This window comes from Nibrella saemangeumensis, from assembly GCF_039541915.1.
Taxonomy (GTDB): domain Bacteria; phylum Bacteroidota; class Bacteroidia; order Cytophagales; family Spirosomataceae; genus Nibrella; species Nibrella saemangeumensis.
This window is the reverse complement of record NZ_BAABHD010000083.1, coordinates 250253-262729: the sequence shown is the minus strand read 5'-3', so window position 1 is coordinate 262729 and position 12477 is coordinate 250253. Positions and strand designations below refer to the sequence as shown.

General features: G+C 49.0%; 7 protein-coding genes. All 7 read right to left on the bottom strand.

Going from position 1 to position 12477, the window contains the following annotated elements; genetic code table 11:
• Positions 1-55 precede the first annotated feature (55 nt).
• Complete coding sequence (gene rpoC, locus ABD949_RS27295) at positions 56-4381, bottom strand: DNA-directed RNA polymerase subunit beta' (protein WP_345249073.1); 4326 nt, start codon at positions 4379-4381, stop codon at positions 56-58.
• Between the two features lie 35 nt (positions 4382-4416).
• Positions 4417-6165, bottom strand: a complete 1749-nt coding sequence (locus ABD949_RS27290) for a hypothetical protein (protein WP_345249071.1) — start codon at positions 6163-6165, stop codon at positions 4417-4419.
• A gap of 83 nt (positions 6166-6248) precedes the next feature.
• Complete coding sequence (gene rpoB, locus ABD949_RS27285) at positions 6249-10094, bottom strand: DNA-directed RNA polymerase subunit beta (protein WP_345249069.1); 3846 nt, start codon at positions 10092-10094, stop codon at positions 6249-6251.
• Between the two features lie 209 nt (positions 10095-10303).
• A complete protein-coding gene (gene rplL / locus ABD949_RS27280; protein ID WP_345249067.1) occupies positions 10304-10687 on the bottom strand; it encodes a 50S ribosomal protein L7/L12 in 384 nt (127 codons plus the stop codon).
• Positions 10688-10747: 60 nt separating this feature from the next.
• A complete protein-coding gene (gene rplJ, locus ABD949_RS27275; protein WP_345249065.1) occupies positions 10748-11284 on the bottom strand; it encodes a 50S ribosomal protein L10 in 537 nt (178 codons plus the stop codon).
• Positions 11285-11286: 2 nt separating this feature from the next.
• Entirely contained in the window at positions 11287-11985 is a 699-nt protein-coding gene (gene rplA, locus ABD949_RS27270) for a 50S ribosomal protein L1 (RefSeq protein WP_345249063.1), read from the bottom strand.
• Positions 11986-12012: 27 nt separating this feature from the next.
• Positions 12013-12459 carry a 50S ribosomal protein L11 gene (rplK, locus tag ABD949_RS27265; RefSeq protein ID WP_345249061.1) on the bottom strand — a complete coding sequence of 149 codons (447 nt, stop codon included), beginning with the start codon at positions 12457-12459 and terminating at the stop codon, positions 12013-12015.
• Between the last annotated feature and the right edge of the window lie 18 nt (positions 12460-12477).

The window sequence follows — 12477 nt, the reverse complement described above, 5'->3', positions numbered from 1 at the left end:
TGTATGATATTTGGTTGATGTCTAACTGACAATATCGTTAGTGACTATATCTTGCTTAAACAGTAGCCCGGCGTTTGCGGCTATACTGCTCTCTTGACTCAACCAGACTCTCATATTCTTCTTTTGAGCCGACAACAATATCACTGTAACGGCGCAGACCGGTTCCAGCCGGAACCAAGTGGCCCACAATGATATTCTCCTTCAGACCCTCTAAACTATCAGTCTTACCACGGATGGAGGCTTCGCTCAGTACTTTAGTCGTCTCCTGGAATGAAGCGGCCGACAGGAAGCTTTCGGTTCCCAAAGAGGCCTGCGTGATACCCAGTAGGGTTGGCTGCGACACAGCGGTCATAGCATCCCTTACCTGTACCAGCGCCATATCGCGACGCTTCAGGCTGGAGTTCTCATCCCGCAGACGACGCGACGAGATAATCTGACCCGGCTTCAGTGTTTCAGAGTCGCCGGCCTCGATCACTACTTTCGCATCCATCACCTTCTCGTTCTCCTCGCGGAAAGCCCACTTGTCCACTACCTGTCCTTCCAGGAAGTTAGTGTCTCCTGAGTCAATGATTTCAACTTTCTGCATCATTTGACGCACGATGGCTTCAATGTGCTTATCGTTGATCTTTACACCCTGCAGACGGTATACTTCCTGAATTTCGTTCACCAGGTATTCCTGTACGGCTGTTGGACCTTTGATGGCCAGAATATCGGATGGCGTAATAGCCCCATCGGACAATGGGTCACCAGCGCGTACGAAGTCGTTGTCCTGTACCAGAATGTGCTTCGACAGCGGCACCAGGTACTTCTTCTTCGTACCGTCTTTCGACTCGATGTAAATTTCCCGGTTACCACGCTTGATAGCTCCGTAGGTAACTACACCGTCGATTTCACTCACAACCGCCGGGTTCGATGGGTTACGAGCTTCAAACAATTCCGTTACCCGTGGCAGACCACCCGTAATGTCGCGGGTCTTACCAACGTTCCGCGGAATTTTGGCGAGCGGCTGACCAGCTTTGATCTGCTGCCCTGTTTTTACAACCAGACGAGCACCTACCGGCAGGTTGTACCCTTTCTCATCCACATCTTCCAGCAACGTACTGATACCTTTCACTACAATGGCTGGATTTTTGGTCTTGTCGCGGCTTTCGATGATTACCATCTCTTGGAAGCCCGTCTGTTCGTCGAACTCTTCGCGATAAGTAATACCTTCTTCAATCGCATCAAACTCAAGTGAACCAGTCAGCTCAGAAAGAATCACGGCATTATATGGATCCCAGGCACAAATCTCGTCGCCTTTGCTGATGTGCTGTCCCTCTTTCACCCGGAGGAAGGCCCCATAAGGTACGTTGTGGCTAATCAGCACCACACTCGGCTCATCCGACTTAACAATACGAATTTCACCGGAACGACCCATCACGACCGTTTGCGGATTACCTTCGTTGTCCACCGACTCAACCGTACGCATTTCCTCAAACTGAACAGTACCCTCAAACTTAGCGCGGATAGACGCATCTACCGCAATGTTTGAAGCCGTACCACCCACGTGGAACGTACGAAGCGTCAGCTGTGTACCCGGTTCACCGATGGACTGCGAAGCGATTACCCCTACAGCCTCACCCATATCAACCATACGGCCTGTTGCCAAGTTACGACCGTAACACTTTGCACAGATACCCTTCTTAGCTTCACAAGTCAGCACCGAGCGAATTTCAACAATCTCAATGCTGGTCTCGTCGATTTGGGCAGCAATCTCTTCCGTGATCTCTTCGCCAGAAGCGATAATCAGCTCTTTCGACAGCGGATCGTAGATGTCGTGTACCGTTACCCGGCCCAGGATACGCTCCGACAGCGGCTCAACGATATCCTCGTTGTCCTTCAAAGCAGCGCTCTGGATGCCCCGCAGCGTACCACAGTCTTCTTCCGTTACAATTACATCCTGCGCTACGTCGTGCAGACGGCGGGTCAGGTAACCGGCATCGGCTGTTTTCAGGGCCGTATCGGCAAGACCCTTCCGGGCACCGTGCGTAGAGATAAAGTATTCCAACACGTCGAGACCTTCTTTGAAGTTCGACAGAATCGGGTTTTCAATGATTTCACCGACTGAGCCCTGCAAGTTCTTCTGAGGCTTGGCCATCAGACCCCGCATACCACCCAACTGACGAATCTGCTCACGGGAACCACGGGCTCCGGAGTGCATCATCATGTAGATGGAGTTGAACCCTTGCTGGTCGGCCTCCAGCTGCTTCATCAGCGTTTCGGTAATCCGCGAGTTAACGCGCGTCCAGATGTCAATCACCTGATTATAGCGTTCGTTTTCGGTGATCAGACCCATAAGGTAGTTCTGCCATACGCCTTCTACCTCATTCTTCGCTTCCTGAATCAGACCGTTCTTTGCGTCGGGTACCTTAACGTCGTTCAGACCGATAGACAGTCCACCTTTGAATGCCATCTGGAAGCCAAGCTCCTTAATGTCATCAAGGAAGTGAGCCGTTTTAGATACACCGGCAATCTTAAAGATGTAAGCAATGATTTGCTGAAGCTTCTTCTTTGTCAGCAATTCATTGATATATCCTACCTCTTCCGGTACATTCTGGTTGAACAATACCCGGCCAGCTACAGTCTCAATAACTTTCGTCTCCAGATCACCTTTCTCGTTCCGAACCCTCACCCGGCACTTAATTAGCGCGTGCTTTGATAACTTACCTTCATTTATGGCAATAATTACCTCTTCCGGTCCGTAGAAGGTCATACCTTCCCCGATGATTGGATACTCTGGTGTACTCTTGCGACCTTTTGTTACATAGTACAAACCCAACACCATGTCCTGCGACGGTACGGTAATAGGAGCACCGTTTGCCGGGTTCAGGATGTTGTGCGAGGCCAGCATCAGCAATGAGGCTTCCAGTACCGCTTCCTGGCCCAATGGCACGTGAACAGCCATCTGGTCACCGTCAAAGTCAGCGTTGAAAGCGGTACAAACAAGCGGGTGCAACTGAATTGCTTTTCCTTCAATCAGCTTCGGCTGGAACGCCTGAATACCCAGACGGTGCAGGGTCGGTGCCCGGTTTAGCAGGACGGGGTGACCTTTTAATACGTTTTCCAGAATATCCCAGATAACGGGGTCTTTCCGGTCAACAATCTTTTTCGCCGACTTCACCGTCTTCACGATACCCCGCTCAATCAGCTTACGAATGATGAACGGCTTGAACAATTCAGCCGCCATATCCTTCGGCAGACCACACTCGTGGAGTTTGAGCTCAGGACCTACCACGATCACGGAACGACCAGAGTAGTCGACCCGCTTACCCAACAGGTTCTGACGGAAACGGCCCTGCTTACCTTTCAGCATATCCGAAAGTGATTTCAGAGCCCGGTTACCTTCCGAACGAACGGCGTTTACCTTACGTGAGTTGTCGAACAGTGAGTCAACGGCTTCCTGAAGCATCCGCTTTTCGTTACGCAGAATAACTTCGGGTGCTTTAATTTCAATCAGACGCTTCAGACGGTTGTTCCGGATAATAACCCGACGGTACAGGTCATTCAAATCGGACGTTGCAAAACGACCACCATCCAAAGGCACCAGGGGACGCAGTTCGGGCGGAATTACTGGAACCATGCGAATAACCATCCACTCCGGACGGTTCTCAACGCGACCATTGGCCTCCCGGAATGCCTCAACAACTTTCAAGCGCTTCAGGGCTTCTGCCTTCCGCTGCTGCGAGGTATCCGTAGCCGCCAGGTGACGAAGCTGATACGACAGATCGTCAAGGTTCAGCCGCGACAGCAGCATCTCCAGCGCATCGGCACCCATTTTGGCGATAAATTTATTGGGGTCTTTATCGTCCAGATGCTGGTTAGTACTTGGCAGTTTATCAATAATATCCAGGTACTCATCCTCCGTTAAGAAATCCAATTCCTGAATACCATCCTCAGCCTTGATACCCGACTGGATAACAACGTACCGCTCATAATAGATGATCTGGTCGAGTTTCTTGGTAGAAAGCCCCAGCAGATAACCAATTTTATTCGGAAGGCTCCGGAAGTACCAGATATGTGCTACGGGAACCACCAGTTCAATGTGGCCCATACGCTCCCGGCGTACCTTCTTTTCAGTCACTTCAACTCCACAGCGGTCACAGATAATGCCTTTATAGCGAATCCGCTTGTACTTTCCGCAATGACATTCCCAGTCTTTTACCGGCCCGAAGATACGCTCGCAGAACAAACCACCCATTTCAGGTTTGTACGTACGATAGTTGATCGTTTCCGGCTGAGTTACTTCTCCATAGGAACTCTCCAGAATCGACTCGGGCGACGCCAGACTAATCGTCACTCTGGAGAAGTCGCTGTTGAGTTTCTTGTTCTTTTTAAAAGACATACGTATATGGATTTATGGGGCTAACCACCGAACTATTAAACAATTTGTATGCGATTAACATTCACGGAATCGTATTGAACCGTTACTAAAAAACACTCTTGTAAATTCTTACTTTCCAGCCAGGAGTTTGCAAGCAGCAACTTTACACCAGGCTTAAGCCAGCGTCCACTCAAAAGTAACTGAGGAATAGACGCCCGTTCCGGAGAAGCGACCACCCAATCCCATGAGGACGTACGGTTGTTCCACGTTACGATATAATTTCCATTGACACCCCAATAGTCCGGAGTAGCCAGATTCGGATTACTGATAATAATGCTTTGGTCCGCCTGCTTTTGTATTTGCCAGCCATCAATGCCTTCAGTTGCCTCATCTTTAGCCTGCAGGAACCGCTGTTGTATCTGCTCAGCTATCGCCGGAGCCTGATAAACATCAGCCTCAGTTATTTTCCGCCAGTAGCGGTAAGCTATTTCACTAACCACACCCGCTGGATAGTACTGCGACTGATCAGATCCAGCCTGCCAGGTTAACACAGCCGCAAAATGCGCTTTGTTATAATTCTGGCTTGGTACAAAGTATTCAAAATATGAGAAGGCACTTAGCACTATAGCACCTAATAGACTTCCGATCCAGGCAACCCGTTCAAACTGAGTACTCCGCACATATTTGACCAAAATACTGTAACAACAGATAAGCAGCAGAATGGACTGCAGCTTATACCGGCTAACAAATAAGCCAAGCAGCGACGGTGGACCGTTCAGGCGGAATAAAGTTGCTGAAAGCGTCAGACCAAACAGGAACACAATCAGAGCCGTCAGAAAAACGTCACTTTGGGCTAATCGTCCCTTCCGAAAGTAGGTCAGAACGGAATGTCCCAGGTAAGCCCCCGTCACTATGCATATCACCACACCGGCAGTAAAGGCTAAAGGTGAATAGAAGAAGGGGAAACCAAATGACTCACTGCCGACATAGAAGCGAGCATTAGGATTTTCCAGAAAAGAAAAGACACCCCCAATCAATCCAAAAAAGCCTTTAACATATACCCATCTGTCGGCTAACAATTTATCCAGCGTAAAGTCCGGCGTCCAGGCAGGCTTCTGATAAACTGTAAAGAATATACCTAAGGCTAAAATTGTGAAGAAGCCCCACTTCACTAAGCTCTTCCAGTCCCGTTTTAGTAGTAGCGCTCCTATGCCAACCAGCAAAAGAGTAGCCGCTCCCGAATTGGCAAATAGCAAAATCAGGCTTAATCCCATTGCCAACAGAATCGATTTATTATCCTGATGGTATGCCAGCAGGTAGATGATAGCAACGCTCAATCCAAACAAAAATGTGTGATTGAAGCACCCCATCATAAACACTGCCTGGTAGTAATGCAACGAGAACAATAACACGACCGGCACTGCAACATGATAAGTCGCAATTTGTTCTCTCTTAAAAAGCCGCCAGAATACAACAGGAATTACCAGCAACGTCAATGTATGCGCAACGGTAAACAGGGAAATACTAAACGGCTCCGTAAAAGCGGCAACCATCAAGGTCATTATCCGGCCTGTAACCAGTACATGTTCCGCATGCTGCTCAAATAGCAAAGCTACCTTCTTGCCAAACGATGGCTCAGCGTTATACCGGACCAGCCATTCCAACATATGGAGATCATCCCAAGTCGGCAGATTTTGGACCGAAGCAAGTACATAAACATAAAAAGCGAGTACATATAATAGCAATGACCCGATTAGCAGACCTGTACTTTTATCTTCTTTTACCAATCTCTGAGTAGCCAGCATCAAGTATCGGTATTCGTCTATATTAGGACCATATGGATATACCGGGTAGCAAAGTGTTACTTACTACCCGGTATTCCTATTGCTTAATCCATAGTAATCTCCAGTGCAAGACCACGAAGTTCATGCACCAATACGTTGAATGATTCTGGAATATTCGGCTTCGGCAGGTTCTCACCCTTAACAATCGCTTCGTAAGCTTTTGCCCGGCCGACAACATCATCCGACTTCACCGTCAGAATTTCCTGCAAGATGTGTGATGCACCGAAAGCTTCGAGTGCCCATACCTCCATCTCACCGAAACGCTGACCACCGAACTGCGCCTTACCACCCAGCGGCTGCTGCGTAATGAGCGAGTATGGTCCAATTGAACGGGCGTGCATCTTATCATCAACCAGGTGACCCAGTTTCAGCATGTAGATGATACCTACCGTTACTGGCTGATCAAAACGCTCGCCGGTCAAACCGTTGTACAGGTATGTACGGCCATACTCAGGTAATCCAGCAGCAGAAAGCTCGGCAGAAACCTGTGCTTCGGTAGCCCCGTCGAAGATCGGCGTTGCATACTTGCGGCCTAACTTCTGACCAGCCCAGGCCAATACGGTTTCGTAAATCTGACCCAGGTTCATCCGGGAAGGTACACCAAGTGGGTTCAATACGATGTCTACCGGCGTTCCGTCTTCCAGGAACGGCATATCTTCGTCACGAACAATCCGGGCAACAACCCCTTTGTTACCGTGACGCCCGGCCATCTTATCACCTACTTTTAGCTTACGCTTCTTCGCAATATATACTTTCGCCAGTTTAACGATACCTGCCGGTAGTTCATCGCCTACCTCCAGGGTAAAGCGCTCCCGTTTAAAGCGGCCGGTAATCTCGTTCCGACGGGTATTATAATTCTTAATCAATTTGACAATTAACTGGTTGATGTGGTAATCGTCGGTCCAGCCTTCAATAACCAAGTCACCCAGCAGGTTAACTTCTTCCGGCACGGAGTAGCTGCTCTCGTCTCGGTACGGGTTACGATCGGGGAAGAGATTATCGGTAATGTTTTTCCGGCTGAACTTCACGCCTTTGCTCATTACCTCGTCGCCAAACTTGTGCTTCACACCCTGACTGGTTTTGCCTTCCAGCAATGTTACCAACTTCTCAACCATGCGATCCCGGAAGCCATTCAGTTCGCGGCTGTAGCGCTTCATGAGGACTTTGATTTCCTCTTTATGCTTACCACGGTCTTCCTTCGACGGACGAGAGAACAATTTGGTATCGATAACAACACCTTTCAGCGAGGGTGGGGCCTTCTTGGAAGCATCCTTCACATCGCCAGCCTTGTCACCAAAGATGGCACGGAGCAGTTTTTCTTCCGGAGTCGGGTCGCTCTCTCCTTTTGGTGTAATCTTACCAATCAGAATGTCGCCTTCCTTCACTTCCGTACCTACCCGTACAATACCACTTTCGTCCAGGTTACGAACCGTTTCTTCACTTACGTTCGGGATTTCGGATGTTAATTCTTCCTCGCCCCGCTTCGTATCACGAACTTCCAGTTCAAACTCTTCAATGTGGATGGACGTAAAGATGTCTTCGCGTACGACACGCTCCGAGATTACGATGGCATCCTCGAAGTTATAACCCTGCCATGGCATGAAGGCCACTTTCATGTTACGACCGAGAGCCAGTTCTCCTTTCTCTGTAGCGTAGCCCTCGCACAATACCTCACCTTTCTTAACCTTCTGGTTTTTCAGCACAATTGGCTTCAGGTTAATACAGGTATCCTGGTTAGTGCGACGGAATTTAATCAGGTTGTAGGTCTTCAGATCTTCATCGAAGCTTACAATCCGCTGGTCTTCCTCAAGATCGTACCGAACCACAATCTTGGTCGAATCAACAAACTCGATAACACCATCGGCTTCGGCGACGATCAGGGCGCGTGAGTCTACGGCTACACGACCTTCCAGACCGGTTCCAACAATGGGAGCCTGCGGACGAAGCAGTGGTACTGCCTGACGTTGCATGTTTGAACCCATCAACGCGCGGTTGGCATCATCGTGCTCCAGAAACGGAATCAGCGACGCGGCCACCGATACAATCTGGTTCGGCGCAATGTCCATAAACGACACGTTACCCGGCTCGGCCATCGGGAAGTCACCCTCAAAGCGAGCTTTCAAACGGTCAACGCTGAAGTTACCTGAATCATCGACACCCGAGTTTGCCTGGGCAATGTAGTGCGCATCTTCTTCTTCAGCGGTCAAGTACATCACCGGCTTCTCTATTGCTACCTTACCATTTTCAATAACCCGGTATGGTGTTTCAATAAAGCCCATGCTGTTTACTTTAGCGTAAACGCAGAGCGATGAAATCAGACCAATGTTCGGACCTTCCGGCGTTTCGATGGTACACAGACGACCATAATGCGTGTAGTGTACGTCACGAACTTCAAAACCGGCACGCTCCCGCGACAGACCACCTGGCCCAAGTGCCGACATACGACGCTTGTGGGTGATCTCGGCCAGCGGGTTGGTCTGGTCCATAAACTGCGACAGCTGGTTGGTACCGAAGAACGAGTTGATTACCGAAGACAGTGTCCGGGCATTGATCAGATCAACCGGTTTAAAGTCTTCGTTATCCCGCACGTTCATCCGCTCCTTAATAGTCCGGGCCATACGGGCCAGACCAACCCCAAACTGCGCGTATAACTGTTCACCCACCGTCCGGACACGCCGGTTGCTTAGGTGGTCAATATCATCGACAACCGCCTTGGAGTTAATCAGCCCAATCAGGTACTTCACAATCGACACAATGTCGTCTGTGGTCAATACCTTCGTATCGGCGGCAACTTCCAGACCTAATTTCTTATTAATCCGGTACCGGCCTACATCCCCCAAGTCATAGCGCTTATCGCTGAAGAACAGGTTCTGGATGATTTCACGAGCGGTTTGCTCGTCCGGCGCTTCCGTGTTCCGGAGCTGACGGTAAATCTGCTCTACCGCTTCCTTCTCCGAGTTGGAGCTATCTTTCTGAAGTGTATTATAAATGATGTTATAGTCAGATACATTCATATCCTCCTTATGCAGGATGATTGACTTCTGACCAGAGTCCATAATAACATCAATATCATCAACCGAGATGACGGAGTCACGCTCCAGCAGAACTTCATTCCGGCTGATAGATACCACTTCACCCGTATCTTCGTCTACGAAGTCCTCTGTCCAGGTACGCAGCACCCGTGCAGCCAACCGACGGCCAATGGCCTTCTTTAGGTTAGCGGGGGTAGCCGGAAGTTCCTCTGACAAACCAAACAGGTCCAGAATTTCCTTATCTGAGCCAAAACCAATGGCCCGCAGCAGCGTAGTTACCGGGAATTTCTTCTTCCGGTCGATGTACGCATACATGACGTTATTTACGTCAGTAGAAAACTCAATCCAGGATCCTTTAAAAGGAATAATACGAGCAGAGTACAACTTGGTACCGTTGGTATGCTTACTCATCGAGAAGAACACCCCCGGAGACCGGTGCAATTGCGAAACAATTACCCGCTCGGCTCCGTTAATGACGAAAGAGCCTTTTTCGGTCATATAAGGGATATTCCCTAAAAAGACCTCCTGCTCAATCGTTTCAAAGTCTTCGTTGTCCGGGTCATTGCATGACAGGCGTAACTTAGCTTTGAGCGGCACAGAATACGTTAAGCCCCGGTCAATACATTCGTCGACCGAGTACTTAGGCGGATCAACAGAATAATCAATGAACTCCAGCACGAAATTCTCGCGGGAGTCAGAGATAGGAAAGTTTTCCTGAAACACTTTAAACAGACCTTCCTGTGAACGGTGGTCTGATGGGGTGTCAAGCTGGAAAAAATCTTTGAACGATCTGACTTGAACATCCAGAAAATCCGGATATTCGATCACTGGCTGAATCGTCGCAAAATTTTTGCGCATGTTATTAGTGTTTGCGTTGTTAGCCAAAGCTGTCTGCATTTAGTTGAGTGGTCGATTAGAAGAGCGTCCGTACTTAGGCTTTACGGAGAACACCGTTTTCCGTAAATAAGTTTATTCCCGAGGCCTCAACAATAAAAGTCTCCAAACAGGAAAAGACCTGGCGAAAGCCAGGCCTACCCTGCTTGGAGCAATGTATCCAGGAGCGATGCTTACTTAACTTCTACTTCAGCACCAGCTTCTTCCAGCTGCTTTCTCAGCGCTTCTGCTTCGTCTTTAGCAACGCCTTCTTTCACTGGCTTCGGCGCACCGTCAACCAGTTCTTTCGCTTCCTTCAGACCCAGACCAGTCAGGTCTTTAACCAGCTTCACAACAGCCAGTTTACCTGCACCTGGGCTTTTCAGGATAACGTCGAAAGAAGTTTTCTCGGGAGCTGCAGCTGCGGCTTCGCCACCTCCGCCACCACCGGCTACCATTACAGGAGCTGCGGCTGCCGGCTCGATGCCATACTCATCCTTCAGGATAGCAGCCAGTTCGTTAACTTCTTTTACCGTCAGGCTTACAAGCTGCTCAGCGAACGCTTTTAAATCTGCCATTTTTGTATTCTTGATTAGGTTGTGATACGATTGATTAAATATGTTTTTCGGATGCAGCGATTAGGCCGCTTCTTCACGCTCCGACAGCGTCTTTAATATACCGGCCAGTTTATTGCCACCACTCTGCAGACCAGAAATAACATTTTTGGCTGGAGATTGCAGCAGACCGATGATGTCACCGATTAGTTCGTTTTTGCTCTTCAGTGTTGCGAGCGTTTCGAGTTGATCAGCGCCAATAAATAAGCTATAGTCTACAGAGGCACCTTTCAGTTCCAGTTTTTTATTTACCTGCTTACGGTAATCTTTAATCAACTGAGCTGCTGCCTTACCTGATTCCGGGTGAAACATAACGCCGGAGAAACCCTTCAGAACGCTGTCGTTGAACGGAGCGTAATCGGTGTCCAAAGACTCCAGAGCTTTTTTGATCAGTGTATTTTTTACAACACGATATTCAATACCCCGTTCAAAGCACATTCTACGGAGCTTGTTTACCTCATCAACAGACATGCCGCTGGCATCTGTGATATAGAAGTACGGAGTCGTCTGAAACTTCTGACTCAGTTCTTCAATAATAGCCGCTTTTTCCTCCCTTGTCATAATTATAATCCCGCAACGGTAGCTTTGTCGATGTCTACACTTGGACTCATCGTACTAGACAGATGAATCGACCTCACATACGTACCCTTTGCCGAAGAAGGCTTCAGGCGCAGCAGAGTAGAAATAACTTCCTGGGCGTTCTCAGCCAGTTTGTCCGGAGTAAATGAAACCTTGCCAACACTGGTATGAATAATACCAAATTTGTCAACTTTGAAGTCAATCTTACCTGCTTTTACTTCGCGGACAGCGTTTCCTACTTCCAGCGTTACGGTACCCGACTTAGGGTTAGGCATCAGACCACGAGGACCCAAAATACGACCCAGCTTACCAACTTTGGCCATGACGTTCGGCATCGTGATGATGACGTCAACGTCAGTCCAGCCCTGTTCGATCTTCTGAATGTAATCGTCAAGTCCCACGTAATCAGCACCCGCTTCTTTCGCTTCGTTCTCTTTGTCCGGCGTACACAGCACCAGCACTCGTACCTGTTTACCAGTACCATGCGGCAATGTGGCAACCCCACGAACCATCTGGTCCGCTTTGCGGGGATCAACGCCCAGCCGGACATCGATATCTACGGAGGCATCGAACTTGGTGTACGAAATCTCTTTCAGGATTTCGGCCGCCTGCTGCAGAGAGTATTCCTTCGCTGCATCAAATTTCGATTGAGCTTCCTTTTGTTTCTTAGTTAACTTTGCCATTTCTTTTTAATGCTATCGGCAAGCTGCTTATTGGTTATCCCAGGGTGCTGTGCCAGACACTGTAATACCCATACTCCGGGCCGTACCGGCCACCATCTTCATCGCCGACTCAACCGTGAAGGCGTTCAAATCCGGCATTTTCGTTTCTGCGATTGTGCGAACCTGATCCCACGTTACTGAGCCAACTTTGTTCCGGTTGGGCTGCGCTGAACCACCTTTCAGCTTAGCCGCTTCCATCAGCATAATTGGTGCAGGAGGTGTTTTGATTACAAAATCAAAAGACTTGTCTTTGTAATAGGTAATCAGCACCGGCAGCACCATTCCCATCTTGTCCTGCGTCCGTCCGTTGAACTGCTTGCAGAATTCCATGATATTCAAACCCTTGGAACCCAGCGCCGGACCGATCGGAGGAGACGGGTTTGCCTGTCCGCCTTTCACCTGCAGCTTTACGTAGCCAGCTACTTCTTTTGCCATTGTTTTCCTTTGTTGCTT